At 64.3% G+C, this 26,493-nt stretch carries 20 protein-coding genes; 10 read left to right on the forward strand and 10 right to left on the reverse strand.

The genetic code is table 11. The features are described from left to right. Window positions 1-38 precede the first annotated feature (38 nt). Window positions 39-929: a LysR family transcriptional regulator gene (locus tag AQ611_RS23540; protein ID WP_059512810.1), complete on the forward strand. Its 891-nt coding sequence runs from the start codon at window positions 39-41 to the stop codon at window positions 927-929. Between the two features lie 367 nt (window positions 930-1,296). Further along, complete coding sequence (locus tag AQ611_RS23545; protein WP_059512808.1) at window positions 1,297-1,599, forward strand: DUF4148 domain-containing protein; 303 nt, start codon at window positions 1,297-1,299, stop codon at window positions 1,597-1,599. A 204-nt stretch (window positions 1,600-1,803) separates the two neighbouring features. Here the strand turns inward: AQ611_RS23545 and AQ611_RS23550 are convergent, their stop codons facing one another. The 3 genes from AQ611_RS23550 to pdxR all read right to left on the reverse strand — a co-directional run bounded on the left by AQ611_RS23550 (window position 1,804) and on the right by pdxR (window position 5,851). After that, window positions 1,804-2,865: a purine-nucleoside phosphorylase gene (locus AQ611_RS23550; RefSeq protein ID WP_069236253.1), complete on the reverse strand. Its 1,062-nt coding sequence runs from the start codon at window positions 2,863-2,865 to the stop codon at window positions 1,804-1,806. A 229-nt stretch (window positions 2,866-3,094) separates the two neighbouring features. After that, window positions 3,095-4,162 (reverse strand): selenide, water dikinase SelD, encoded by a 1,068-nt coding sequence (selD, locus tag AQ611_RS23555; protein WP_069236254.1) that lies wholly within the window; start codon window positions 4,160-4,162, stop codon window positions 3,095-3,097. 141 nt (window positions 4,163-4,303) lie between these two features. Then, window positions 4,304-5,851, reverse strand: a complete 1,548-nt coding sequence (gene pdxR / locus AQ611_RS23560) for a MocR-like pyridoxine biosynthesis transcription factor PdxR (protein WP_069236255.1) — start codon at window positions 5,849-5,851, stop codon at window positions 4,304-4,306. 142 nt (window positions 5,852-5,993) lie between these two features. Between pdxR and AQ611_RS23565 the strand changes: the two genes are divergently transcribed. The 3 genes from AQ611_RS23565 to AQ611_RS23575 all read left to right on the forward strand — a co-directional run bounded on the left by AQ611_RS23565 (window position 5,994) and on the right by AQ611_RS23575 (window position 9,953). Then, the gene (locus tag AQ611_RS23565; protein ID WP_069236256.1) at window positions 5,994-7,277 is read left to right on the forward strand and encodes a 4-aminobutyrate--2-oxoglutarate transaminase; all 1,284 of its coding nucleotides are present in this window, start codon (window positions 5,994-5,996) and stop codon (window positions 7,275-7,277) included. 180 nt (window positions 7,278-7,457) lie between these two features. Next, entirely contained in the window at window positions 7,458-8,927 is a 1,470-nt protein-coding gene (locus AQ611_RS23570; RefSeq protein ID WP_069236257.1) for an NAD-dependent succinate-semialdehyde dehydrogenase, read from the forward strand. Between the two features lie 120 nt (window positions 8,928-9,047). After that, window positions 9,048-9,953, forward strand: coding sequence for a hypothetical protein (locus AQ611_RS23575; protein ID WP_069236258.1), 906 nt, complete (start codon window positions 9,048-9,050; stop codon window positions 9,951-9,953). Between the two features lie 194 nt (window positions 9,954-10,147). On the opposite strand, the gene AQ611_RS23580 is transcribed toward AQ611_RS23575, so the two are convergent. Further along, on the reverse strand, window positions 10,148-11,692 hold the full coding sequence (locus tag AQ611_RS23580; protein WP_069236259.1) for a methyl-accepting chemotaxis protein: 1,545 nt from the start codon (window positions 11,690-11,692) through the stop codon (window positions 10,148-10,150). A 364-nt stretch (window positions 11,693-12,056) separates the two neighbouring features. Next, window positions 12,057-13,259, reverse strand: a complete 1,203-nt coding sequence (pcaF, locus tag AQ611_RS23585; protein ID WP_069236260.1) for a 3-oxoadipyl-CoA thiolase — start codon at window positions 13,257-13,259, stop codon at window positions 12,057-12,059. Window positions 13,260-13,722: 463 nt separating this feature from the next. Here pcaF and AQ611_RS23590 point away from each other — a divergent pair, with 463 nt between their 5' ends. Together AQ611_RS23590 and AQ611_RS23595 are read left to right on the forward strand one after the other, a co-directional pair. Beyond that, the gene (locus tag AQ611_RS23590; protein ID WP_059512793.1) at window positions 13,723-13,926 is read left to right on the forward strand and encodes a hypothetical protein; all 204 of its coding nucleotides are present in this window, start codon (window positions 13,723-13,725) and stop codon (window positions 13,924-13,926) included. 422 nt (window positions 13,927-14,348) lie between these two features. After that, window positions 14,349-15,134, forward strand: coding sequence for an IclR family transcriptional regulator (locus tag AQ611_RS23595; RefSeq protein WP_059512791.1), 786 nt, complete (start codon window positions 14,349-14,351; stop codon window positions 15,132-15,134). A gap of 27 nt (window positions 15,135-15,161) precedes the next feature. Here AQ611_RS23595 and hydA read toward each other — a convergent pair whose 3' ends face one another. The 5 genes from hydA to AQ611_RS23620 all read right to left on the reverse strand — a co-directional run bounded on the left by hydA (window position 15,162) and on the right by AQ611_RS23620 (window position 22,312). After that, window positions 15,162-16,613: a dihydropyrimidinase gene (gene hydA / locus AQ611_RS23600; protein ID WP_069236491.1), complete on the reverse strand. Its 1,452-nt coding sequence runs from the start codon at window positions 16,611-16,613 to the stop codon at window positions 15,162-15,164. A 67-nt stretch (window positions 16,614-16,680) separates the two neighbouring features. Beyond that, a complete protein-coding gene (locus AQ611_RS23605) occupies window positions 16,681-18,174 on the reverse strand; it encodes an NCS1 family nucleobase:cation symporter-1 (RefSeq protein ID WP_069236261.1) in 1,494 nt (497 codons plus the stop codon). Between the two features lie 58 nt (window positions 18,175-18,232). Further along, window positions 18,233-19,495, reverse strand: a complete 1,263-nt coding sequence (preA, locus tag AQ611_RS23610) for an NAD-dependent dihydropyrimidine dehydrogenase subunit PreA (RefSeq protein ID WP_069236492.1) — start codon at window positions 19,493-19,495, stop codon at window positions 18,233-18,235. 58 nt (window positions 19,496-19,553) lie between these two features. Further along, entirely contained in the window at window positions 19,554-20,912 is a 1,359-nt protein-coding gene (locus AQ611_RS23615) for an NAD(P)-dependent oxidoreductase (RefSeq protein ID WP_069236262.1), read from the reverse strand. A 134-nt stretch (window positions 20,913-21,046) separates the two neighbouring features. Next, entirely contained in the window at window positions 21,047-22,312 is a 1,266-nt protein-coding gene (locus AQ611_RS23620) for a Zn-dependent hydrolase (protein WP_069236263.1), read from the reverse strand. Window positions 22,313-22,864: 552 nt separating this feature from the next. On the opposite strand from AQ611_RS23620, the gene AQ611_RS23625 reads away from it, so the two are divergent. From AQ611_RS23625 to AQ611_RS23635, 3 genes are all read left to right on the forward strand, one after another. Further along, complete coding sequence (locus AQ611_RS23625; protein ID WP_069236264.1) at window positions 22,865-23,911, forward strand: hypothetical protein; 1,047 nt, start codon at window positions 22,865-22,867, stop codon at window positions 23,909-23,911. A 181-nt stretch (window positions 23,912-24,092) separates the two neighbouring features. Then, window positions 24,093-24,827 carry a TetR/AcrR family transcriptional regulator gene (locus tag AQ611_RS23630; protein WP_069236265.1) on the forward strand — a complete coding sequence of 245 codons (735 nt, stop codon included), beginning with the start codon at window positions 24,093-24,095 and terminating at the stop codon, window positions 24,825-24,827. A 394-nt stretch (window positions 24,828-25,221) separates the two neighbouring features. Beyond that, window positions 25,222-25,989 carry an ABC transporter substrate-binding protein gene (locus AQ611_RS23635; protein ID WP_059512778.1) on the forward strand — a complete coding sequence of 256 codons (768 nt, stop codon included), beginning with the start codon at window positions 25,222-25,224 and terminating at the stop codon, window positions 25,987-25,989. Window positions 25,990-26,493: the final 504 nt, after the last annotated feature.

Consider the following 26,493-nt stretch of genomic DNA (forward strand, 5'->3'; position numbering starts at 1 on the left):
AGAATTGGCTATACAGTCATAACCATCAGGAATGGCAGATGGAAACACGGGACATCGACTACCTGCTCGCCGTCGAACGTCACGGCAGCATCGGCAAAGCGGCCGACGCGCTCGGGCTCAGCCAGCCAGCGTTGACGAAGGCCATTCAACGGATCGAGACGCAACTCGGCCTGACGCTGTTCGAGCGCACTGCGAGCGGCGTCATCGCGACGCCAGCAGGCGTGCAGTTCATTGCGCGGGCGCGACGCATCGCCCTCGAATACGACGATGCGCTGAAGGAGGCGCAGGCGATTCGCAGCGGCGAGCTCGGCATCGTTCGGATTGGCTATTCGCCGACTGTTCCGAACGCACTCGTACTCGGCGCGTGCCGCCGCTTGATCGGCGAGCGGCCGGCCGCGAAGCTCCGTCTGCGCAGGCGCCTGGCGCGCGACCTGCTCGATCTGCTTACAATGGGCGAACTCGATCTTGCGATCGCGCCGGAACCGGCGGACGACATGGCGGAATTCGACGTCGCACCGCTTTTTCACGATCGATTGTTCGTGCTCGCGGATGTCGCGCACCCCTTGCATCGCAAGCGCGGAGTGACGCTCGATGATCTTGCCGAGCAGGATTGGCTGCTGCCGGGGCCGACGATTCCAGTCCGGCAACGTATCGACGACGCCTTTCGGCAGCGCGGATTACCGCTGCCCAAGCTGCGCATCGAGACCGACTTCGGCAGCACGTCGCTGTTTCGCTTGCTGCAGGGCACGCGCATCGTCGGCATCGGCGGCACCGAGGCGCTGAGCCTGCCGATCGACGCGGCCGCTCTCGATCTCGCGCGCGGCGAGCTTGAATTGCATCGGCGCATCGGTGTGGTCCATCGCAAGGGCGCCTATCTGTCGCCGCTCGCGCAGCGGATGATTGCGCTGCTTCAGGAAAGCGCACAATGAGCGTACTCGCCGGCACGAATTGCCGATAAGCCTCGCGCATATCGCCGCTGAGCGATAAGCGATGAGTGCGTCGACTTCGCGTCGCTGCCGCCCAGACTCGGCCGATGCCGCCGCCAGCCTGCGACATCGCGCCGCACTCCGTTCGCCGTGCGCCGTCTGCGCATGCAGCTCGGCCCATGTATGGCGTTGCGGCGCGCAGCATGCCGCGGCGATATCCCTACCACTACCCAGGGCATCGATTGTTCAATTCTCGCGACAAATCAATTCGCGACAATGCCATTTATCGCCAACGCAACTAGTCCTAAATTACAACCTGTCGCGCACCGCACCATCTCGAACGTGCGCATCGAATCGACAGGAGTTGCACATGAAACGCAGCAGTCTGCTTGCCATCGCCGCCGTCGCACTTGCCGCCACCGCGCCGGCCTTCGCCACCGATAACGCCACCGGCCACGCAGGCGATTACGTCAATGCGTCGCGCTACGAATCCGGCCCGCGCACGCGCGCCGACGTGCAAGCCGAACTCGAGCGCGCGCAACGCGACGGCACGCTGGCCGCGCTGCGCAAATCGATGTCATACGCGCCTCCCGGCGCGCCCGGCGTCGAACTCGCGCAACGCGCATACCGGCCTGATCCGAACGCCAATCAGCTTGCCGGCGCAGGCCGGTAAACGCATGGCGCCGCGCATCGAAACCCATGCGCGGCGCCATGTTCGTCAGATGCCGTTCACTGCATTGGCCAGCGTCAGATCACGATCATGAACGAACCGATTCCGTCGCAACTCGATCATTGGGACGACAATGCGCCCATCTGGAAACCGTTCCGCTCAAGCGCACCCGCCGCTGATCGGCGCGCACGATGCGCGCGGCAAGCTTCAACGGGCCGGCACGCCGTTCTTCCAGTCGCCCCAGTGCTTGACGATATCCTGCACGAGCGGATTGCCCGCGAGATACAGGTTTTGCGTGGCGAGCGTGAAGCCGCCCTGATCCGCGTAGTTCAATAGATTGTCGACGTCTGTCTGCCCCGGATAAGGCCGGTCGAAATCCGAGCCTGTGCGCAACACCGCGACGCGCGACGTGTCGACGCGGCCCACGCTCTCCGCGCGCTTGAGCGCCTCGAACGACGCGTTATCTTCCTGCGCCGTCATGCAGTACGCGCCTTTGTTGTCGGTGAGGATCTTCGCCCACTGTTCAGCACGCTCGCCGAGCCTCGTGCCGGAGAACCACGTATTGCCGGATAGCGTATCGCAACGCGTCACCGTGGGTACCCGATTCGCAGGCGCGTAGTTGAACTTCGCGCGCGCCGCTTGCGCTTGCGCGCTGTCCGCGAGCACCGCGTTGCGCGACAATGCATAAGCGGCATCCGTCAGCTTGCCGTTCAGTTGGAACACTTCGGTGCGGTAGTCGAGCGGCGGCTTGTCATTCGGGCTCTTCGTGTTGATACCGAGATAGCCGCCGCTCCAGGTCGACGGAACATCGCGCGCATCGATTTCCCACTGCAAGCTGAAATCGACCAGATATCTCGACCACGCAGCCGTGCCGAGCGTGCCTTGCTTCGGGTTCACGCCCGCGATGCCCGAGATCAGGAAGTAGGTCTTGCGCAAATCGAAGCGATTCGAGAACGTCAGCGCCATGATCGTCGACGCGGCGTTCGCATAGCCCATGCCGGTCGTGACGACGCATACGTCGTCCTTGTTGCAATGGACAGCCGGATAATCCGGCGACAAACCGGCCACCTTGATGTCCTTCCACGGCCCAAGCTTGTCGAGCCAAGCCTGCCCTTCAGGGCCGAACATCGTGACGATCATCACCTTCACCGGATAGCCGTGCGAGCGGGCATCGGCTGACGCGTCGTCGCTATCGTGCGCGATGGACGGCGCCGTCGCGCACGCGGCGAGCGAGAAGACAGCCGCGGAAAGTATCGAGCGAGTCAACATGAACGTTCCTTGATTTGAGTAAGTTGGATAAGAACGGAGTTCGGCAACTGCGTGCGCAGTATAGGGCTTCAATATCGATGCGTGAACGGCGCAGGGCAACGCAGGGTGGCCGGTTTGGCCACGAAAGGCCCGCGCTCGATGGAATCCGGGCGCCCGCGAGCGCGGCTCACGCGCACGTGCCGGCCCGCCCGCGCCAGTGCCGGCGCCCGCGCCGGTTAGGCAAACGGCATCACTGCACGTCGACGCGCGCCGGCCCGTCGATCATCTCGCCGATCACCGCGGCGCGATCGAAGCCGTCGTCACAAAAGCATGCGAGCACGTCGTCGACCGATTCCAGTGCGCACGCAACGAGCAAGCCGCCCGAGGTCTGCGGATCGGTGAGCAGCGCCTGCGCGACGGCGGGCAAGCCGGCGTCGAGCCTGACGTCGTGGCCATAGGCGGCCCAATTGCGTCCGGACGCGCCCGTGAACACGCCGGCCGCCGCAAACCGTTCGACGCCCGCCAGCCACGGCAGCGCGCCGTAACGCACGCGCGCGGTCAATCCCGCGCCGCGTGCGAGTTCGAGCGCATGGCCGAGCAGGCCGAAGCCCGTCACGTCGGTCAACGCATGCACGCCCGGCAGAGCGGCGAGCGCCGTGCCGGGGCGGTTGAGTTTCGTCGTCGTCGCGATCATCTGCGCGTAGCCGTCGGCGTCGAGCTGATCTTTTTTCAGCGCAGCCGACAGCACGCCGACGCCCAGCGGTTTGCCGAGCACCAGCACGTCGCCCGCGCGCGCGGCCGCGTTGCGCTTCACGCGCTGCGGATGCACGATGCCGAGCGCCGCGAGCCCGTAGATCGGCTCGACCGAATCGATCGAGTGCCCACCCGCGATCGGAATACCCGCTTGCGCGCACACCGCCTCGCCGCCCTTCAACACTTCGGCGATCGTCTCGTGCGGCAGCACGTTGATCGGCATGCCGACGAGCGCGAGTGCGAGAATCGGCTTGCCGCCCATCGCATAAACGTCGGACAACGCATTGGTGGCAGCGATCCGGCCAAAATCGAATGGATCGTCAACGATTGGCATAAAAAAATCGGTCGTCGCAACAATTGCCTGCTCGTCGTTCAAGCGATAGACGGCCGCGTCGTCGGACGTCTCGATGCCGACGAGCAGATCGGGAAACAACGCGGGCGCGGTATTGCGCTTGAGCAATTCGGACAGCACGCCGGGCGCGATCTTGCAGCCGCAGCCGCCGCCGTGAGAAAGGCTCGTGAGGCGCGGCGCGGCGGCCGCATCGGATCGGTTGGAATCGGTCATCGCGGGATTGTGAGACGGGCGAAGCGCTCTATTATCGGCAATTTGGCGTCGGCCGTCTCGGCACGCATCTGCGCGCGATCGCGCCGGGCCGATCGCGGCGCCACGGCCGCACACAACGGCAGGCCGCGCGGCCCGCGCCGCTCAAGCCGCCGCCGTGCGCCCACGCCCGAGCACCGTCTCGTCGATCGCATACGACAGCGTATCGAACGCCCGCGCGATCTCGTCCTCCGGCACGCACGCATAACCGAGCAACAGTCCGGCAGCGGCGTGCCGCGCATTCGCGTAATAGCCTGACAGCGCGCGCACGACGATGTCGCGCTCAAGCGCCGCGCGCGCGAGCGCGCGATCGTCGGCGCGCTCGGGCAGACGCATCACGAGATGCAATCCGGCGTCGCCGCCCACCGCGGGCAGCTCGTCGCCGTAGCGGCGCGCGAGCGCGTCGAGCAACGTCTGCCTGCGTTGCCCGTACAGCGTGCGCATCTTGCGGATATGCGAGACAAAATGGCCTTCGGCGATAAATTCGGCGAGCACCGCCTGTTGCAAAAGCTGCCCTTCGCGATACAGCTCGGCGCTCGCGGTGGCGAAGCTTTCCGCGAGCGGCTCCGGCACCACCAGATAGCCCACCCGCAGCCCCGGAAACAGGGTCTTGCTGAAGCTGCCGACGTAAATCACCTGCCCGGCCGTATCGAGCCCTTGCAGCGACGCGAGCGGGCGGCTGCCATACCGGAATTCGCTGTCGTAATCGTCCTCGATGATCCATGCGCGATGTTGGCGCGCGTACTCGAGCAGCATCCGCCGCCGCGCGAGACTCATCACCATCCCGAGCGGATACTGATGCGACGGCGTGACGAGCATCAACTTCGGCGGCGCGGCGAAATCGTCGGCTGCGGGCGCGATGCCTTCGTCGTCGACAGGAATCGGCCGCGTGGTCAGTCCCGATACGTGCAGCACGCTGCGCACGCCCCAGTAGCACGGGTCCTCGGTCCAAACCGCGTCGCCCGGATCGGTCAACAAGCGCGCGGCGAGGTCGATTGACTGATGGATGCCGGTCGTCACGATGATCTGCGCAGGCGTGCAGCGCACCGAGCGCGACGTGCGCAGATAGTCGGCCAGCGCCTCGCGCAGCGCCGGCAGGCCGCCGCCCGGCGCGTAGGTCAGCAACTCGGGATGCAGGCGCCGCCAATACTTGTTGTGCAGCCGGGTCCAAACGCGTGCCGGAAAGCGCGAGACGTCCGGCACGCCCGGCATGAACGCGCCGCCCTGCCGCTTCGACACGCCCGCGCCGCCAACGAGGCGCGCACCGCGCGCGGACAGCGAACGGGCGAATGCCGCGCCGCCGGTTTCGGCCCCGGTGGCCGCGGTGGCCCCGGCGGCCATGCCGGCAACGCCGGACAGCGGCTCGCCGACGATCTCGTCGGGCGCGCTGTCCGCGACGAACGTACCGCGCCCCGTCGCCGACGTCACATAGCCTTCGAGCACCAGCTGCTCGTAGACTTGCGTGACGGTGTTGCGCGCAATCCCGAGTTCGGCCGCGAGCAGCCGCGAAGACGGCATGCGCGCGCCCGGCGGCAGTTCGCGGGTCAGGATCGCCTGCTGCAGCAGCCGGTGCAGTTGCCGATAAATCGGCGGCTGCGCGGCGCCGCGCACGAGACGCTGCGCGAGCCAGTCCGTCAGCACGCTCACCCGCATAATTGGCTCCTTTAAATTTATCAAAATGGCTCTAATTTGCAGAGCCAAATTTGATTATAGTCACTTCAACGCGCACGCCGGCAGGACGTGCCAGCCGCCGGCCGTCGCCGGCGACGTATTCCAGTCACCAGGAGAGACAACCGTGAAAAATGCCGAACTGCATGCCCGCAAGAACGCCGCGACGCCGCGCGGCGTCGGCGTGATGTGCGATTTTTATGCCGCGCGCGCCGAAAACGCCGAGCTGTGGGACGTCGAGGGCCGCCGCTTCATCGATTTCGCCGCGGGCATCGCCGTGCTGAACACCGGCCACCGCCATCCGAAGATCGTGAAGGCGATCGCCGGGCAGCTCGAGCAGTTCACGCACACCGCGTACCAGATCGTCCCATACGCGTCGTATGTGGAGCTTGCCGAGAAGATCAACGCACGCGCGCCGATTGGGCAGCCGAAAAAAACGGCGTTCTTCACGACGGGGGCCGAAGCCGTCGAAAACGCCGTGAAGATCGCCCGCGCGCATACCGGCCGGCCGGGCGTGATCGCGTTCGCAGGCGGCTTCCACGGCCGCACGATGATGGGCATGGCGTTGACGGGCAAGGTCGCGCCGTACAAGCTCGGCTTCGGCCCGTTCCCGGGCGACGTGTTCCACGCGCCGTACCCGAACGCGCTGCGCGGCGTGAGCACCGCCGATTCGCTCGCCGCGCTCGACACGCTGTTCAAGGCAGACATCGATCCGAAACGCGTCGCTGCCATCATCTTCGAGCCGGTGCAGGGCGAAGGCGGCTTCAATCCGGCACCCGCCGATTTCGTGCGTGCGCTGCGCAGGCTGTGCGACACGCACGGCATCCTGCTGATCGCCGACGAAGTGCAAACGGGCTTTGCGCGCACCGGCAAGCTGTTCGCGATGGAGCACTACGACGTCTGCGCCGATCTGCTGACGATCGCGAAAAGCCTGGCCGGCGGGATGCCGCTGTCGGGCGTGGTCGGCCGCGCGGACGTGATGGACGCGGCGGCGCCGGGCGGCCTCGGCGGCACCTATGCGGGCAATCCGCTCGCGATCGCGGCCGCGCATGCGGTGCTCGATGTGATCGACGGCGAAAAGCTCACCGAGCGCGCGGTCGTGCTAGGCGACAAGCTGAAGGCGAAGCTCGCCGCGCTGTCGGCCGAAGTCCCGCAGATTGCCGACGTGCGCGGTCCGGGCGCGATGGTAGCAGCGGAATTCGCCAATCCGGATACGCAGGCCCCGGACGCCGCGTTCGCCAAGCGCGTGCAGACGCTCGCGCTCGAGCGCGGCCTGCTGCTGCTGATCTGCGGCGTCGATTCAAACGTGATACGGTTCCTGTTCCCGCTCACCATCCCGGATGCCGTGTTCGACGAAGCGCTCGGCATTCTCGAGAGCGTGCTGAAGGAAGCGGTGGGCGTGCCCGCCTGAGTTTTCCGCGCCGCGCCACCACGGGCGGCGCGCTGCGCGCCGCGGCAATCCGGCTGCCGATGCCGCAGCGGCGCTTTCGCGAAGCCGCTGCCCTGAAACCGCCGCCTGCGTGCCGCGGCCGGCGCCGCCGGGCGCACCGCGTGCGGCGGCGCTCGTTTTTTCGAATAGGGTCGACATACGATGAGCACAGATCACGAAACCCTCGCACTGAAAGATCCCGCGCTGCTGCGCGAACGCGCGTTCATCGCGGGCGAATGGCAAGCCGCCGACGGCGGCCGCAGCTTCGAAGTACGCAATCCGGCAACGGGCGGGCTGCTCGGCACGGTGCCCGCGATGGGCGCGGCCGAGACGCGCCGCGCGATCGACGCGGCAAACGCTGCATGGCCCGCGTGGCGCAAGCGCACCGCGAAAGAGCGCGCGGCGATCCTGCGCCGCTGGCACGACCTGATGGTCGCGCACGCCGACGATCTCGCACTGATCCTGACCACCGAGCAAGGCAAATCGCTCACGGAAGCGAAAGGCGAAATCGTCTATGCGGCGGCGTTTCTCGAATGGTTCGCGGAGGAAGGCAAACGCGTGTACGGCGACACGATCCCGACGCCGGCCGCCGACCGCCGGATCGTCGTGACGAAGGAGCCGATCGGCGTATGCGCGGCGATCACACCGTGGAATTTCCCGGCGGCGATGATCACGCGCAAGGTCGGACCGGCGCTTGCGGCCGGCTGCCCGATCGTCGTGAAGCCGGCCGAGGCGACGCCGTTCACGGCGCTCGCGCTCGCCGTGCTGGCCGAGCGCGCGGGCGTGCCGCCGGGCGTATTCAGCGTCGTCACCGGCGATCCGAAGGAGATCGGCGGCGAACTGACGTCGAACCCGCTCGTGCGCAAGCTGTCGTTCACCGGCTCGACGCCGGTCGGGCGCCTGCTGATGGCGCAATGCGCTTCCACGGTCAAGAAGGTTTCGCTCGAACTCGGCGGCAATGCGCCGTTCATCGTGTTCGACGACGCGGATCTCGATGCGGCAGTCGAAGGCGCGATCGCGTCGAAGTATCGCAATAGCGGGCAAACCTGCGTGTGCACGAACCGCTTTTACGTGCACGAGAAAATCTACGACGCGTTCGCAGAAAAACTCGCCGCGGCCGCCTCGAAACTCAAGGTCGGCCCCGGCACCGAAGCGGGCGTCATGCAGGGGCCGCTCATCAACGAGGCAGCGGTCCAGAAGGTCGAATCGCACATCGCGGACGCGCTCGCCAAAGGCGCGCGCGTCACGGCGGGCGGCAAGCGCCACGCGCTCGGTCATGGCTTTTTCGAGCCGACCGTGCTGACAGGCGTCACGTCCGACATGAAGGTTGCAAGGGAAGAGACGTTCGGGCCGCTCGCGCCGCTGTTCAAGTTCTCGACCGAAGACGAAGCGATCCGTTATGCGAACGACACCGAGTTCGGCCTTGCCGCATACTTCTACAGCCGCGACATCGGCCGCGTATGGCGCGTCTCCGAGGCGCTCGAATACGGGATGGTCGGCATCAATACCGGACTGATCTCGAACGAAGTCGCGCCGTTCGGCGGCGTCAAGCAATCCGGGCTCGGACGCGAAGGCTCGCACTATGGAATCGACGATTACGTCGTGATCAAGTACATGTGCGTTGCGATATGACGGCGTGCGGCCGCGCTCGATGAGCCATCGCACAGGAGCCCTTGCAGACAACGCTGCCGCGCTCGCGGCAGCGTTGTTTTCGGGTTCTGCCGTTTCGCTGTTTCGAAGGAGCTGGGCGATATGGGCGTGAAGGAAACCCTGTCTGCATTGATGGCCAGCCACGACGCGGCGCCGGACGACGCCAAGCGTCAGCTATGGCAACTCGTCGAACAGGAGATGCCGTCCGAACTCGTGCCGCAGCTCAGTTGGCTAGGCAATCACGTGATCGGCGAGTTGCTGCGCGAGTGGCCGCAGGCGTCGCGCTTTCAGCAAAAGCTGACGTCGCAGCGCGCCGACGTCAGCGTCGCGGTGTGGCGCAATGCGGCCGTCGCCGCGCTGATGGCCGGCGATCCGGTTCGAGCGTATGCGCTGGAACTGCGGATGCAGCGCGATGGCCTTTGCGCGGTGCAAGCGGCCATGGTCGTGCGCCTGGCGGCGATCGGCCACGCGCTTCGCGGCGGCGAACCGGAGCAAGGCGCGGCCGCGCTGACGACGATATTCGGCTGGCTCGACACGCAACACGAGCGCGGCGCTGCCGATGCGATGCTCGCCGCCGGATTGAACAATGCCGTCTCCGCGCTGCTGGACGTCGACGATACAAGCATCGAGCGCAGCGACACGATCCGGCATGCCATCGCGCAAGGTGCGCGTTTGTGCCGCGACTTATGGCAGCGCGCGGGCACCTGGATCAACGAAGCGCGCGCGGACTATCTGTGCGCGCTCGCCCATGCCCGCCTCGGGCAGCCTCGAGAGGCGCTGGCCGCCGCCGAGCGCGGACTGAAAGTCATCGAAGCTCACGGCGACGAAGAAATCGACCGCGCATTCCTGCTGCTCGAGGCCGGCCGCGCGCGACTCTCGCTCGGCGACGCAACCGAAGGCCAACGCCAGATCGATGAGGCGGCACGGCTCGCCGCCGGCTGGAACGACCCATCGCTGACGAACGAGTTCGACAAGAAGGTAGCGTCCATTCGCCGCGCCGCGAGCTGACTCGGATGAAAGCATCCGTATGCTGCCCGGACGATCGGCAGCACAAAGCATTCGGCTCGCGAATTGCACCGCGGCGTCGATGCGAACCATCGCGAAACGGCAAGTGATGCACGCGAGCCGCCGTCACGCCGTCACGCTCCCGAGCCGCCTAGCCGCAACAACGTTTGCCGCCGCTTCACACCCGTTGCGCGCCGTCAACGAAACACACTGACCGCATCGACCAGCAGCGTCGCCTGCTGCCTGAGACTCGTGGAGGCTGCCGAGCTTTGCTCGACGAGCGCCGCGTTGTGCTGCGTGATGTCGTCCAGATGAACCACCGCGCGATCGATCTGCGCGACGCCGGCGCTCTGCTCCATCGTCGACGCGCTGATCTGCGCGATCAGATCCGACACGCGCTGCACCTGCGCGACGATGTCGTCCATTGTCCTGCCGGCGTCGTCGACCGTTCGAGCGCCCGACGCGATCTGCTCGACGCTCGCGCCGATCAACGCCTTGATCTCCTTGGCCGCACTCGCGCTGCGCTGCGCGAGCGCCCGCACCTCGCCCGCGACCACCGCGAAGCCCCGTCCCTGTTCGCCCGCGCGAGCCGCTTCGACGGCCGCGTTCAATGCCAGAATGTTGGTCTGAAACGCGATACCGTCGATCACACCGGTAATCTCCGAGATCCTCCGCGCGCTCGCCGTAATGTCCCCCATCGTGTTGACCACTTCGCGCACGGCCTGCCCGCCGCGTTGCGCCGCGTCGCTCGCCGACGCCGACAGCCGGTTCGCATGCGTTGCCGTTTGCGCGTTGCTCGACACCGCCGCCGTCATTTGCGTCATCGACGCGGCCGTCTGCTGAACGCTCGTCGCCGCCTGCTCGGTGCGTGTGCTCAGATCGTCGTTGCCTTGCGCGATCTCGTTGATCGCGCGCTGTACGTTGAGCACCTGCTCGCTGATATCGTCGACGAGCCAGCGAAACATCAGCCCGAGCTGATTGACCGTGCGCAGCGTCATGCCGATTTCGTCGACCCGGTTCATCTGCACGCCGTCCCGGTTCGCGCCGGTCGCGACGTCGAGCGCCTGCCGGCGCAATGCGCGCAACGGCCGGACGATCTGCGCATCGAGCCACCATGCGGCCAGCGCCACGCCGCCAAGCGTCGCGCCGGCAAGCTGCGCAAGCGTCGCGCTCGGCACGCCGGCCGCCCATGCGGCGCCGGCAATCGTCGGCACGAGCGCCGCTACCGGCAAAAGAACCCGCGCACGCACCGGCATCGTCTGCAACAGCGATGTCACGCGCAGCCACCCGCCGCGCACGATCAAACCCTTGTAGAAACGCCGGCGGCCGGCGCGCTGTTCGCGAAAGTCGCGATAAAGCTGTTCGGCGGCGGCAACCTCGTCGCGCGACGCCCTAGTGCGCACCGACATATAGCCTTGCGTCTGCCCGTGCCGTATGACCGGCACCGCATTCGCGCGCACCCAGTAATGGTCGCCGTCCTTGCGACGATTCTTGACGAGCGCGCTCCACGGCTCGCCGCCTTGCAGCGTCGACCACATATCGGCAAATGCGTCGCCCGGCATGTCAGGATGCCTGACGACGTTGTGTGGCTGACCGATAAGGTCGTCACCCGAAAAACCGCTGACTTGGACGAACATCGCATTCGCATACGCGATACGGCCGTGCGAATCAGTTGTCGACATCAGCGTCGCATCGTGCGGAAAATCGAATTCATGTTGAGTGACAGATTGGTTGTGACGCATGCGCGCTCCGTTGCTGGAATTTCGATCGGCCTTCTTTTTGGATTTTTTGTCAATCGCTCAACAAAGGCCGTCGCAAACGGAGAGAAAGATGCGCTGAATATCACTCGCTCTCCATACTCTCCGCCGACGCCGTCGGCCGACAATTGTTGAATATTTGATGTAAACCAGCCGGGCTTTTCTGATTTTCATCAAATCATTATCAATGAATTACAAGGCGAATTTAAAAATAGAATATCCACGCACTTACAGTAATTCTCTCGATTGCCGAAAACACGTCGAAATGCCGGCGGCAAACCAAAAAGAAAACGGCCCGCGCTCTTGCGAGCACGGGCCGCTTCGATAAAAACGCGATCGCCGGTGCGAATCAGACCCGCTCGATCGCGATCGCAATGCCCTGACCGACGCCAATGCACATCGTGCACAGCGCATAACGGCCCTTCGTGCGCTGCAACTGGTACGTCGCGGTCGTCACGAGCCGCGCGCCGGATGCGCCGAGCGGATGCCCGAGCGAAATCGCGCCGCCGTTGGGATTCACGCGAGGATCGTCGTCCGCGACGCCGAGCAGCCGCAATACCGCGAGCGCCTGGGACGCAAAGGCCTCGTTCAACTCGATCACGTCGAACTGGTCGAGCGTCATACCCAGCCGCGCGAGCAGCTTCTGCGTCGCGGGCGCGGGGCCAATACCCATCACGCGCGGCGCAACGCCCGCCGTCGCAATCCCAAGCACCCGCGCGCGCGGCACGAGCCCGTGACGCCGCGCGGCGTCCTCGCTCGCGACGAGCAGCGCGCATGCGCCGTCATTGACGCCCGACGCGTTGCCCGCGCTCACCGTGCCATCCGCACGCACGACGCCCTTGAGCTTCGCGAGCGCTTCGAGCGACGTCTCGCGCGGATGCTCGTCGCGCGAAACCGTGACCGGGTCGCCCTTTTTCTGCGGAACCGTTACCAGCGTGATTTCCTGCGCAAGCGTGCCGTCCTGCTGCGCGCGCAGCGCCTTCTGATGACTGCGCAGCGCAAACGCGTCCTGGTCGGCGCGGCTCACGCGATAGTCTTCGGCAACGTTTTCGCCCGTCTGCGGCATCGAATCGACACCGTACTGCTGCTTCATCAACGGGTTGATGAAACGCCAGCCGATGGTCGTGTCGAAGATTTCGGCCTGACGCGAAAACGCGCTCGTCGCCTTGCCCATCACGAACGGCGCACGGCTCATGCTTTCGACGCCGCCCGCGATCATCAGGCCGGCCTCGCCCGCCTTGATCGCGCGCGCGGCAACACCGATCGCGTCCATGCCCGAGCCGCAGAGGCGGTTGATCGTCGCGCCCGGCACGTCTTGCGGCAAGCCGGCGAGCAACAGCGACATCCGCGCGACATTGCGGTTGTCTTCGCCCGCCTGGTTCGCGCAGCCGTAGATCACATCGTCCACCGCCGCCCAATCGACATCGCGGTTGCGCTCGATGAGCGTCTTGATCGGCACCGCGCCAAGGTCGTCGGCCCTGACGGCGGACAGCGAGCCGCCATAGCGGCCGATCGGCGTGCGAATCGCATCGCACAGGAATGCTTCGGTCATGTTCGTCTCCGGGGAAATCCGATTGCGCGAGCCAGTGCAGCGGCAATCATCGGCGCCGCTCGCGCCGGCATTTGTTCTTTCTACGAACTTTAGATCGTTAATCGAACGTCTTTTAAGATCATAAGGACCGCTCGGGGTTCCGTCAAGCAACGCGCCCGCGGCGCACGGCCATCATGCTTGACAAACGTATCGATCACATCGATTGCATCGGCAGACGTAACGCACGCCGGATTAGATGAAAAATTCGACTACTGCGGAAAAAACTGATATTGCGAAATAGTCGGTGGCGCTATATTAGGACTGCGCAGCGTATTCCGTATTCAATCATGGAAACTTTTACACGCTGAGCGTTTGAAACGCATTAGGTCACGGCGGCATTGCATATACGGCACGCAGCCAAGGCCACAAGCATCGCGGCGGGGATGCCGCGCTTTTACGTTGCAATCCACGAGGGGACTTGATAATGCAAACGTTGTCGATGAAACAATGCATCCAAATCAACGGCGGGGCTAACCTGATCGACGGAACTTTCAACTTGCTCGGCGGGACGTTTTCCATCAACAGCGATTCGTTGGGCACACTGCTCAACAATACGAATACGCTGGTGGTCAACGCAAACAAATGGCTGACCAATCCGAAAGGACAACTTTCGGCGACGAAGGGCTAACCGGGCCTGCGCCCGGGCAATGGCGAGCCGCCCCCGAAACCCTGCCAGGCATTCCGCAGGGTTTCGGGGGCGGCTCGCCGAATTTGACCAATCGAAAAAAATGACAGATCCGTGACGAACGGCAGCGCGTGCGGCCGGTGAAAGTCACTCGTCAGTCGCCCCCGAAATTACAGTAAAACCCGCACCGTGTACGCTGCCCCGCTCGAATCTCGCAGCGGACGCCGCCATTTGCCTCTTCCGCCTGCGCTCCATCTTCGTTGCCGTTGTTGCCCTCGCCCGGAATGCATGGCGTCGTCGCCTCGCCCAGCGGCTGCTTGCCGATAGACAAATAACCGACCAAAATCGGCGCCCACTCGGCACCAAGTTGGCGCAACCCGACCCCATGCGCTAATCTTCTTGGCTGCACATCGTATCCACCCATCATGAGTACAGATCTTCCGGCCAAACCTGGTGACTCCTACGTCCAATCGTTCGCGCGTGGTCTCGCGGTGATCCGCGCGTTCGACACGGAGCATCCCGAGCAGACGCTCACCGAGGTCGCAGCCGCGACCGGCCTGACGCGCGCGGGCGCCCGGCGCATCTTGTTGACGCTGCAAACGCTCGGCTATGTCGAGGCAGATGGCCGCCTGTTCCGGCTGACGCCGAAAATCCTCGATCTCGGGTTCGCGTATCTGACCTCGATGCCGTTCTGGAATCTCGCGGAGCCGGTGATGGAGCAGCTCTCGGCGCGCATCCATGAAAGCTGCTCGGCAGCCGTGCTCGATCACACCGAGATCGTCTATGTGTTGCGCGTGCCGACGCATAAGATCATGACGATCAATCTATCGATCGGCAGCCGGTTGCCTGCGTATTGCACGTCGATGGGCCGCGTGCTGCTCGCGTCGCTCGATGATGCGAAGCTCGACGAGACGCTCGCGCAAAGCACGCTGCGCGCCTACACGCCGCGCACGATCACCGATCCCGATGCGCTGAAGAGCGCGATCGCGCAAGTGCGCAGCCAAGGCTGGGCACTCGTCGACCAGGAACTCGAGGTCGGCCTGATCTCGCTGTCGGCGCCGATTCGCAATCGTCGCGGCCAGACGATCGCCGCGATGAACATCAGCGGCAACGCGCAACGGCATACCGCCAAGCAGATGGTGAAAGCGTTCGTCGAGCCGCTGCTCGAAGCTGCACAGACGGTGTCCGCCCTCGTCGCCCGGCGTGGTTGACGGACACGCGTGCATTCATCGCATCACTTATTGATCGACCGGCTGCGGCTCGCGCAGCCGGTTTTGCACGCGCTGCGCATCGAAATAATGCGCGTTGGCGGGCCGCTTCAAGTAACGTCCCGCTCCACGCTGCGCGCGCAAATCGCCGTCCGTCCACACAAGCTCGCCCTGCGACAACGTATGGGTTGCCACCCCGCGCACGGTCATTCCTTCGAATACATTGAAGTCGACATTCTGATGATGCGTTTTCGCCGAGATCGTGCGCGTCGCATCCGGATCCCAGACAACGAGATCGGCGTCCGCCCCCACGGTAACCGTACCCTTGCGCGGGTACAGATTGAAAATTTGCGCGGCGTTCGTCGACGTCACGCGAACGAACTCATTCGGCGTCAGACGTCCCGTATTGACGCCCTGATCCCACAGAATCGACATTCTGTCCTCCACGCCGCCGCAACCGTTTGGAATCCTGCTGAAATCGTCCCGGCCCATCGCCTTTTGCGATGCGCAGAACACGCAATGGTCCGTCGCCGTCGTTTGCAGATTGCCCGCCTGCAAGCCGCGCCATAACGCGTCGCGATGCTCTTGCGTGCGGAACGGCGGGCTCATCACGTGCGCGGCCGCGCGCGTCCAGTCGGAGTCGCGATACACGGATTCGTCGACCACGAGATGCCCGGCGAGCACTTCGCCGAACACGCGCAGACCGTCGGCACGCGCGCGCGTGATCGCATCGAGCGCATCCTTGGCCGATACGTGAACGATATAAACCGGCACGCCCAGCACCTGCGCGATCCGGATGGCGCGATGCGTGGCCTCGCCTTCAACCGCAGGCGGCCGCGACAAAGGATGCGCTTGCGGCCCGGTGATTCCGCGAGCAAGCAGTTGTTTCTGCAACCGGAACACCAGTTCGCCATTCTCCGCATGAACGGTCGGCAATGCACCTAACTCGAACGCGCGCGAGAAGCTGTTCACGAGAATCTCGTCGTCGGCCATGATCGCGTTCTTGTACGCCATGAAGTGCTTGAAGCTCGACACGCCGTGCTCGTGCACGAGCATGCCCATATCCCGATGCACGCTGTCGTCCCACCACGTCACCGCGACATGAAAAGCGTAATCGGCGGCGGCCTTCTCCGCCCAGCCGCGCCATTTTTTGAATGCATCGATGAGCGGCTCTTTCGGATTGGGGATCACGAAATCGATGATCGTCGTCGTGCCGCCCGCCAGCCCGGCCGCGGTGCCGGTGTAGAAATCGTCGCTCGCGGTCGTGCCCATGAACGGCAGCTCCATGTGCGTATGCGGATCGATGCCGCCCGGCATCACCAACTGGCCGCCCGCGTCAACCACGTTCGCCCCCGCCGGCACATCGAGGTCGGGGCCGATCTGGCGGATCACGCCGCCCTCGGCCGCGGATGCGCACAGCACATCCGCGCGATAACTGCGGTCCGCATCGACGACGGTGCCGCCCCGAATCAATATCGTCATGATGTTTGTCTCCTGGTCCTGTGCATTGCAGAATGCCGCCCGCGCGTCGCGAGAACGGCAGCCCCGTTCACGCGAGCGCCGGCCTCGCGCGGCGCGACAGCGCCATCCATACGCCATACACGCACGCGGCAACCACGAGCCCGACGAACCACGCATACGTATAAAGCAGCTTGAACCACGGCGCGACGCCGGCAAGCGCCGCCGGAAACGCCTCGTGCAGAAAGCCCGGCAGGTTCGGCAGCACGCCGAGCACGAGCGCCGCGAGTGCCGCGACATTCCAGCCGCCAACGTAGGCATAGTCGCCATGCTCGTCGAACAGTTGCGCGGTGTCGATCCGCGTGCGCCGAATCCAGAAATAATCGACCATCATGATCCCGGCGACCGGTCCGAGCAGCGCCGAATAGCCGATCAACCAGGTGAAGATGTAGCCGTCCGTGGTTGCGAGAATCTTCCACGGCATCATCAGAATCGCGAGCGCGGCGGTCATGAGGCCGCCTGTCCGGTATGAAATCGCGCGCGGCCACAGGCTCGAAAAATCATAGGCGGGGCCGACGAGATTCGCCGCGAGATTGCAGCACATCGTATCGAGCGTCAGGATCACGAGCGCGAGGCCGACGCCCACGCCTTCCATCCGGCTCGCAAGATCGATCGGATCCCAAATTGCTTTGCCGTAAATCACGACGCTCGCCGACGTGACGACCACCGAGATCACCGACAGCAGCGCCATCGGTACCGGCAAGCCAATCGCTTGGCCGACCATCTGATCCCGCTGGCTGCGCGCGAAGCGGGTGAAATCCGGAATATTGAGCGCGAGCGTCGCCCAGAAACCAACCATCGCGGTCAAACCGGGCCAGAAGGTCGCCCAGAACTGGCCCGCTTTCTTGCCGCCCGCGGCAAATTGCGACGGTTGCGACAGCATGGTGCCGACGCCCCCCGCCTTCGCACACGCCCACCAGACGAGCGCCACGCACATCACGAGCTTGATCGGCGCGGACCAGCTTTCAAGCCACCGGATCGATTCCGTGCCATGCACGACAAAGTAGAGCTGCAACGCCCAGAAGCCGAGAAAGCACGCCAGCTGGCCTGCCGAGATGCCGGCGAGCGGCAACGCATCGCCGTGCAGCGCGTTGCCGGTCAGGATATTGAGCAGCGTGTAGATTGCACTGCCGCCGAGCCAGGTCTGAATGCCGTACCAGCCGCATGCGACAACCGCGCGCAGCAACGCGGGCAGCTTGGCGCCCTGCGTGCCGAACGAAGTGCGCACGAGCACGGCGTAAGGAATCCCGTATTTCGCGCCTGCGTGACCGATCAGCACCATCGGCACCAGCACGATCAGGTTGCCTAACAATACCGTCAACACCGCCTGCGCGGGCGACATCCCCTGATCGGTCAGCCCTGCCGCAAGCATGTACGACGCAATGTTCATCACCATCCCGACCCATAGCGCCGCAAAATGCTGCCAGCGCCATGTGCGCTGCGCGGCGCTCGTCGGCGCGAGGTCGTCGTTGATGAGCGCGCCGGCCGGCATCCGCGCGTCGCCGGGAACCGCAGGATGACTCATTGCACCGCTCTCCTTGTCGAAACGGCCGCCGGCAAGCCGGCTGCCGCGAATGGGATGTCTACGCGGCGCGCGCCGGATTGTTCGGATGCGTGGTCCAGTTCGCGTAGGTGCCCGAATCGACGCGCTCCATCGTGATGCAGCCGTCGGCTGGACAGACATGCAAGCACAAATTGCACCCGACGCAGTTCTCGTCGATGACTTCGAAGTGGCGGCGGCCGTCTTTCGTCGCGGTAATCGCCTGATGGGACGTGTCCTCGCATGCGATATGGCACAGCCCGCATTGAATGCAACGATCCTGATCGATGCGCGCCTTCACGTCGTAGCGCAGGTTCAGGTACTGCCAGTCGGTCACGTTCGGCACCGCACGGCCACGAAAATCGTCGAGCGTCGCGTAGCCCTTCGCGTCCATCCAGTTCGACAGCCCGTCGATCATATCGTCGACGATCCGGAATCCGTAATGCATCGCTGCGGTGCAGACTTGAACCGACCCGGCTCCGAGCGCGATGAATTCCGCCGCGTCGCGCCAGTTCGAGATACCGCCGATTCCGGAAATCGGCAGGTTCGGCGTGCTGAGATCGCGCGCGATCTCGGCGACCATGTGCAGCGCGATCGGTTTCACCGCCGGCCCGCAATAGCCGCCGTGCGAGCCCTTGCCGTCGACGCTCGGCTGCGGTGCCATCAGATCGAGATCGACGGCGACGATCGAGTTGATCGTGTTGATCAGCGACACGCCGTCGGCGCCGCCCGCATGCGCCGCTCGCGAACCGAGCCGGATGTCGGCGATGTTCGGCGTGAGCTTCACGAGGCACGGCAGGCGGCTACCCTCCTTGACCCAAGCCGTGACCATCTGAACGTACTCGGGCACCTGACCGACCGCCGCGCCCATTCCGCGCTCGCTCATTCCGTGAGGACAACCGAAATTCAGCTCGACGGCATCCGCGCCCGTGTCCTCGACCATCGGTAGAATCGATTTCCAGTCGCGCTCGTTGCATGGCACCATCAACGAGACAATCAACGCACGGTCCGGCCAAGCGCGCTTGATCTGCGCGATTTCCTTCAGATTCACGTCGAGCGGCCGATCGGTGATCAGTTCGATGTTGTTTAGCCCCGCAAGCCGCTGGCCGTTGTAATGAACCGCGCCGTATCGCGAACTGACGTTGACGACATGCGGATCGAGCCCGAGCGTTTTCCATACGACGCCGCCCCAGCCGGCTTCGAATGCGCGATTCACGTTGTAGGCCTTGTCGGTCGGCGGCGCCGACGCGAGCCAAAACGGGTTCGGCGAACGGATGCCGGCAAGCGTGCAACGAAGATCGGCCATCGTCATCTCCTTCTTGTTTCGGAAAATCGTTGGGTGCGCTACCGGAGCGCACGCAGAATCAGCCGCGCAGAAAACGATCGATGGCCCGCGCGGCGCGCTTGCCGTCCTCGACGGCCTGCACGGTCAGGTCTTCGCCCGCATGGTTCGTGCAATCGCCCCCCGCCCAGACGCCTGGCAGCGATGTCGCGCCATGCGCGTCCACGGCGATCCGGCCGCCGTCGAGCGCGAGTTGCGCCGCCAGGCCGTCGGACTCGAAGCGCTGACCGATCGCCTTCAGCACGACGTCCGCGTCGATCCGGAACGTGTCGCCAGTCGGCTCGACGCCGCCGGCCGGAGTCGCACGCATCGCGTCGAATTCGACCCCGCTCACACGGCCGCCATCGCCCACGATGCGGGCCGGCCGTGCCCATTCGATCAGCGTCACGCCGTTGCGCTGCGCGAACTCGCGCTCCGCGCCGGTCGCGCTCATCTGCATCGCGCCGCGCCGATACGCGATCGTCACTTGCAGCGCACCGAGCTTGCGGCTTTGCACGGCTGCATCGACCGCCGTATTGCCGCCGCCGATCACGACGACGCGCCGGCCGACCGGCACTTGCGACAGATCGTCCGCTTGCCGCAACCGCGCGATGAAATCGACCGCATCGATTACGCCGTCGAGCGTTTCGCCTTCTATGCGCAGCGCGTTCACGCCGGTGAGTCCGACACCGACGAATACCGCGTCGAATTCGGCACGCAGCGCATCGAGCGTCAGCTCGCGCCCGAGCGTCTGGTTCGCGCGCCATTCGATCCCGCCGATCGACAGCAGCCATGCGACCTCGCGTTGCGCGAACCCGTCAACCGTTTTATAGGCGGCGATTCCGTATTCGTTGAGCCCGCCCGGCTTGCCGTGCGTATCGAAGATCACGACGTCATGGCCCGCGCGCGCGAGGCCGTGCGCGCAAGCAAGCCCGGCCGGCCCCGCGCCGATCACCGCGACACGCTTGCCGCTCGAGGAGGCGCGCTCGAACAGCGGCTTCTCGCCGGCCGCTTCGCGCGCGAGCTGCCAGTCCGTCGCATACCGTTGCAGCGCGCCGATCTCAACCGGTTCGCCATCCTGATGATGGCGAACGCACGCTCCTTCGCACAGAATCTCCGTGGGACAAACGCGCGCGCACATTCCGCCGAGCGGATTCGCCGACAAGATGTCACGCGCCGCGCCCCGTAGGTTGTCGTTGCCGATCTTGCGAATGAAGCCTGGAATGTCGATCCCGGTCGGGCACGCGGCAATGCACGGCGCGTCATAGCAATAGTGGCAGCGATCCGCGGCGACCCGCGCGGCACCCGTATCCAGCGGCGGCGCGACGTCCGCGAAATTGCATGCGAGCTGCGCGGCCGGCACGCGACCCGCAGCGACATCGCCTATTTCCTTCCAGGACATGGGGACTCCTGTTTATGGTGAAGTGAAACGCCGGGCGCGCGGCGGCCCGGTATCCGCCGCCGATGCAGCGGATGCTGCCGTACATCCGTTTCCTTTCGACAAAAGACGCGGCGCCCGCGCGGCGCGGCGCGCAATCAGCCCGGCTCGGATGCGCGCTCGAGCATCGCGTGCAGCAACACGTTCGCGCCCGCGGCGATCCATTCGGGCGTGGCGTCCTCGATTTCGTTATGACTGATCCCGCCGATGCATGGCACGAACACCATCGACGTCGGCGCGACCTGCGCGAGATAACACGCGTCATGTCCGGCGCCCGACACGATGTCGCGATGCGTATAGCCGAAGCGCTCCGCCGCCGCGCGCACCGAGCGCACGCAGCCGGCATCGAAAGCGACAGGTGCGTAATAGAAGATCTGATCGACCTGCGCATCGAGCTTGCCGTCGGCCGCGATCCGCGCAATGCCGGCGCGCAACTGCGCATCCATTTGCGCGAGCACATCGTCTTGCGGATGGCGGAAATCGACCGTGAAAAACACGCGCCCCGGAATCACGTTCCGCGAATTAGGGTGCACCTGCATCATCCCGACCGTCGCGCACGCGAGCGGCGCATGGCGCAGGCCGATCTCGTTGACGAGCTGCACGACGCGCGACGCGCCGAGCAGTGCATCGCGGCGACGCGGCATCGGCGTCGGGCCGGCATGCGCCTCCTGGCCGCTCAGCACGACTTCATACCAGCGCTGCCCTTGTGCGTCCGTGACGACACCGATCGTCTTGCCCTCTGCCTCTAGAATAGGCCCTTGCTCGATATGCAGCTCGAAAGCCGCGTGGATCGGCCTGCCGCCGCACGGCAGATCGCCCGCATAACCGATGCGCGCCAATTCCTCGCCGATCGTCTTGCCGTCGACATCCTGACGCGACAAGCCATATTCGAGCGAAAACACGCCGGCAAACACGCCTGAGGCCACCATTGCGGGCGCGAAGCGCGAGCCTTCCTCGTTGGTCCAGATGACGGTTTCGATCGGCCGTTCGGTCTCGATGCCCAGATCGTTCAGAGTCCGAATCACTTCGAGGCCGCCGAGCACGCCGTAAATGCCGTCGAAGCGGCCGCCCGTCGGCTGGGAATCGGCATGCGAGCCGGTTATGACAGGCGGCAGCGCATCGTTGCGGCCCTTGCGACGCATGAACACGTTGCCCATGCGGTCGATGCTCACCGAGCAGCCCGCCTCCTTCGCCCAGCCGACGATCAGATCACGGCCCGCCCGATCGAGATCGGTCAGCGCGAGCCGGCAAACGCCCCCTTTTTCCGTCGCACCGATTTTCGCGAGTGCCATCAGGCTATTCCACAAACGCTCGCCGTCGACTTTCACCGAGGTCGACAGCGCGACTTCTGTCGTTGCAGTCATGGGTGTCTCTCCATCTGGTTCGAGATTGCGCGCGATGCGCTGCGGCGGCAAGCGTGGCCGGCGAACGGAATCTATCGTGAGGGGCGCTTCCAATCCTGTCCGTATGGTCAGGTTATAACCGACCATATCGCCAATTTCAAACGTGTCAAAAACATGAGGCAGATGCATGGGCGGCGGCGAAATCGCGCTCCCGATACCGCCTCGAATATGTCCGACGAAATGGCTCAACGCCGATCAGCCGTTGTGGTGCGCTCGCGTCGAGCATTCGCCATGCGAAACCGGAACCGCCGCGATTCGCGATGTCGCCATGCTTTGGCTGATCGACAGCCTTATCACCGCCCCACGGTTCACGCCAACGCTTCCCCCGAGAATTCAGAGGCAGTTCGTTATACAGAACGTCGTTAAGCTTTGTGCGCCAAATGTCCCCTATTGGCTTACGTGCTCTGCGCCGCCGTTTGACCGGAGGCAAGGAAGGTTTCCGATGGTTGCCTCGCTCACGCCCGTTGCGTTGCGGACATACAAATTTTCGTCACGCGTTGAGGAAAACTCGCTATGCACTTAAATACGAAACTTTCGGCTTTTGTCATCCTGGCAGGATTCGTCAGCGCGTCCGTGCTTGCTGCACCGGCCGCAGAAAGCGTCGAGCCGGCGGGAACCGCCCATTCCGTCGAAACACAAGCGCGCGGGCAATGGTTCAAACAGATCACGCAGACAGCATCGTCTGGCTTCGGATGCTTTCGCGCGTCTTATCCGAATCTTGTGTGGGAAAAAGTAACCTGCGGACAGGGTCCATCATTCAAGTCCACGCTGCCGTCGCCGTTGCAAACCACGTTGAACGCCTCGGGTGCGTCGCCCACGGCGGTGGACAACACGAACGGTTATACGCTGGTATCGAGCACTCCGATCAGCTCGGTAATCGGCATCTTTCCGTCCGTCTCCGGCGTGACGTCGATCACGGACCCCAGCCACCCAAGCGCGGCCAATCAGTATTCGATTCAGCTGCTTACGAATACGGCCGTCACATCGGCCTGCAATAATGGTGCGACCAATTGCCGGGCCTTCCAGCGGTTTGTCTATTCGACGACGCTTCCCAATTCGTTGCCTGCCGCCGCCCTTCTTTACGGCGAATCCTGGCTGATGAACTATGGGAATTTCGGACCATGTCCCAGTAATTGGTCGGACGACGGCAAAGGTAATTGTTATATACGAGACACCTTTTACGATACGCCGGCGGTTCCCGCCACTGGGCTTGGAGGCGCGCAAACGAACGTCATCGCTTCGGCCAGCAACGGCTTTTCGTTTTACTTCCTCTACGGTAACTACGCTTACTTAATCACATCGCCCGATCGATTGAATATCATCCCGTCCTGGAAACAGGTGGCATTCAACGTTTTTGGCCGGGCTGACGGAAACGCATCCGGTATCGCGCAGTTCAATCCGGGGTCGTCCGTGAAGTTGCAATTGATCAAGAACAGCAGCACCGCCAATCCCACTTGCGTGCGGCAATCGATCGGGCCGTTCAGTATCGCAGGCAACAACCTGAACCTGGGTAGCTGTACAACGGCCACCAACCAGATTCAATTCTCCGAATCGAACTGAAGGTTCAAGTCGGCGGATTCGACGATGCCGGCCGATGCGGCCCGCGCCACGCATCCCATCATGGCGTCCGTGGAGCCACGTTTGGATGCCGATGCAATCAGATGCCGGGCAGCCGCGTCTACAATAGCCGCGAAGCGCCCGCACCCGCGGGTGCGGCCGCGCCTTATTCATCGATCGATCCATGCGAGACCCCGATCCGCCAACGCCCGCCGACGAGCCCCAGCAGCGTGGCCGCCATGCGCGGCGCGAGCATGCCGCCGCGCCGCCCGTCGAGCGCCGCCGCAAAGCCGGCATTCGTGCATCGAACGAAGCTCAACTCGTCGCCTGTGCGGAAGCCGTATTCGCCGAGCGCGGCTTCGAAGGCGCGAGCACCGCGCTGATTGCCGAACGCGCCGGCCTGCCGAAAGCGAATCTGCACTACTACTTCCCGACCAAGCTTGCGCTATACCGCCACGTGCTCGACGACATCTTCGAAGAATGGCACGCAGCCGCTGCGACGTTCGACGTCGGCGACGACCCGGTCGACGCGCTCGGCGGCTATGTGCGCGCGAAGATGGCGCTGTCGCGCCGAAGGCCGCTCGGCTCGAAAGTTTGGGCCAACGAAATTATCAGCGGTGCGCCGCACATGCAGGACATCTTGCGCGAACGCGTGAAGCCCTGGCTCGAAACGCGCGTCGCGCTGATCGAGCGCTGGATCGCGCTCGGGCTTGTCGCGCCCGTCGAACCCAAGACGCTGCTATTCATGATCTGGGCAACGACCCAGCATTACGCCGACTTCGATGCGCAGATCGAAGCCCTTGCCGGCAAACGCACGCTATCGGCCAAAGCATTCGGCAGCACGACTGACGAAGTCGTGCGCCTGATCCTGCGCGCATGCGGCGCGCGCAGGCCCGGCGCGGCATCGGCGCACGAGTAGCCGCAGCGGCGCTACGCGCGTGGTCACGGCCGGCAACGGCGCGTGGCGCTTCGCTGGGCGCCCGGATTGTGCGATGCGGCAATCCGTTCGCATCGCGCGCCGGGGCCGGCCGAATCGGCATTTCGGTGCGCGGCGCAAAGCCTCGGCGTGTCCTTTCGCCAGCCCATCATCAGCTTTCATCTACGTCGCGAACCCAATAAACACTGCGTGCGCGGCCCGATCGCCATTCGGGCATTTACTAAGCATCCGTCAACAATTTTGTCTTGATACTCTTAATGCGCCCTCCGTTCGGCACGGACGCAGGCACCGCCCGGCCGGCAACCGCGCCGGGCAACGCGAAATTGGCGGCGTAACCGCACGCAATCATCGAACTACGTATAACGAGGTACCAACAGTGAAAAAAATCTTGGCGGCTTTGACCGTGACCCTGCTGGCGGTATCGGCGGGCAGCGCCTACGCGAAGGACTGGTCGACGATTCGCTTCGGCGTCGATCCGAGCTACCAGCCTTTCGAGTCGAAAGGGCCGGACGGCAAGGTGGTCGGGTTCGATATCGATCTCGGCAACGAAATCTGCAAGCGCCTGAATGCAAAGTGCGTGTGGATTGAAAACGACTTCGACGGCCTGATTCCGGCTCTGAAGGCACGCAAGTTCGATGGCGTGCTGTCGTCGCTGACCATCACGCCGCAGCGTGAAGAGCAAATCGCGTTCTCCGCCAAGCTGTTCGATACGCCGACGCGCCTCGTCGCGAAGAAGGGCTCGAACCTGCAGCCGACCGCGGAATCGATGAAGGGCAAATCCATCGGCGTCGAGCAGGGCACCATTCAGGAAACTTACGCGAAGACCAATTGGGCGCCGAATGGCGCGAAGGTCGTGCCTTATCAGAACCAGGACCAGGTTTACGCGGACCTTCAGACTGGGCGCCTCGACGCCGCCTTGCAAGACGAAGTGCAAGCCGACATCGGCTTTTTGAAGACGCCGCGCGGTGCAGGCTTCGAATTCGCCGGCAAGGAAATTCCGACGGGCTCCGCCGCAATCGGTCTGCGCAAGGAAGACACCGATCTGAAGGCGAAGATCGACGGCGCGATTGCGGCGATGGTCAAGGACGGCACGTACAAGAAGATCTCGAAGAAGTATTTCGACTTTGACGTCTACGGCAAGTAAGCGCTAGCGGCATGGGCGGCGCGTCCGCGATGCCGGACGCGCACCGCCGCACGCTCGGGATTGCTTCGATTCTCGCCGCATGCGCGCGAGCGCGGCTGCGCCGCGAACCGACATATCGGACGAACAAACGCGCCCGGCCAACTGCAACCGAGGGATAACGCGCTTCCCAACAGGCCCCCGAGAATCCGGATTTCGTCGGCCACGTCCCATTGAACTTCGCGCCGAATCAACAAACACCATACCGGCGAAAATCCATTCGCGCTGATCCGGGACAAAATGGCTTCACCCGGAATTCACTGCCGGCTTCATCCGAAACATGAAATCGACATACGCTCGGCCCGGAATTTTCGAGCCCCGAACCGGGCGCATTCGCGCCGGTTGACGCCCGCCGTTTGCGCCTGCCGTCTGCGAGGCGATGGAAAACGACATCGTTATCATTCTATTTATCGCTCCAATGCGCCAACCGTCGGCATCGCCCCTATCGGGCAGTCAGCGATTCGCAAT

Origin of the sequence: Burkholderia singularis, assembly GCF_001718875.1 — a bacterium.
GTDB classification, from domain to species: domain Bacteria; phylum Pseudomonadota; class Gammaproteobacteria; order Burkholderiales; family Burkholderiaceae; genus Burkholderia; species Burkholderia singularis.

Bases quoted from the DNA above. Each gene is read 5' to 3' on its own strand.
- AQ611_RS23550 (WP_069236253.1), bottom strand. From the start codon at position 2,865: ATGTTGACTCGCTCGATACTTTCCGCGGCTGTCTTCTCGCTCGCCGCG.
- pcaF (WP_069236260.1), bottom strand. From the start codon at position 13,259: ATGACCGAAGCATTCCTGTGCGATGCGATTCGCACGCCGATCGGCCGC.
- AQ611_RS23630 (WP_069236265.1), top strand. From the start codon at position 24,093: ATGCGAGACCCCGATCCGCCAACGCCCGCCGACGAGCCCCAGCAGCGT.
- AQ611_RS23615 (WP_069236262.1), bottom strand. From the start codon at position 20,912: ATGTCCTGGAAGGAAATAGGCGATGTCGCTGCGGGTCGCGTGCCGGCC.
- AQ611_RS23605 (WP_069236261.1), bottom strand. From the start codon at position 18,174: ATGAGTCATCCTGCGGTTCCCGGCGACGCGCGGATGCCGGCCGGCGCG.
- AQ611_RS23595 (WP_059512791.1), top strand. From the start codon at position 14,349: ATGAGTACAGATCTTCCGGCCAAACCTGGTGACTCCTACGTCCAATCG.
- AQ611_RS23570 (WP_069236257.1), top strand. From the start codon at position 7,458: ATGAGCACAGATCACGAAACCCTCGCACTGAAAGATCCCGCGCTGCTG.
- AQ611_RS23590 (WP_059512793.1), top strand. From the start codon at position 13,723: ATGCAAACGTTGTCGATGAAACAATGCATCCAAATCAACGGCGGGGCT.
- AQ611_RS23540 (WP_059512810.1), top strand. From the start codon at position 39: ATGGAAACACGGGACATCGACTACCTGCTCGCCGTCGAACGTCACGGC.
- AQ611_RS23575 (WP_069236258.1), top strand. From the start codon at position 9,048: ATGGGCGTGAAGGAAACCCTGTCTGCATTGATGGCCAGCCACGACGCG.
- AQ611_RS23620 (WP_069236263.1), bottom strand. From the start codon at position 22,312: ATGACTGCAACGACAGAAGTCGCGCTGTCGACCTCGGTGAAAGTCGAC.
- AQ611_RS23625 (WP_069236264.1), top strand. From the start codon at position 22,865: ATGCACTTAAATACGAAACTTTCGGCTTTTGTCATCCTGGCAGGATTC.
- selD (WP_069236254.1), bottom strand. From the start codon at position 4,162: ATGACCGATTCCAACCGATCCGATGCGGCCGCCGCGCCGCGCCTCACG.
- pdxR (WP_069236255.1), bottom strand. From the start codon at position 5,851: ATGCGGGTGAGCGTGCTGACGGACTGGCTCGCGCAGCGTCTCGTGCGC.
- AQ611_RS23545 (WP_059512808.1), top strand. From the start codon at position 1,297: ATGAAACGCAGCAGTCTGCTTGCCATCGCCGCCGTCGCACTTGCCGCC.
- preA (WP_069236492.1), bottom strand. From the start codon at position 19,495: ATGGCCGATCTTCGTTGCACGCTTGCCGGCATCCGTTCGCCGAACCCG.
- hydA (WP_069236491.1), bottom strand. From the start codon at position 16,613: ATGACGATATTGATTCGGGGCGGCACCGTCGTCGATGCGGACCGCAGT.
- AQ611_RS23580 (WP_069236259.1), bottom strand. From the start codon at position 11,692: ATGCGTCACAACCAATCTGTCACTCAACATGAATTCGATTTTCCGCAC.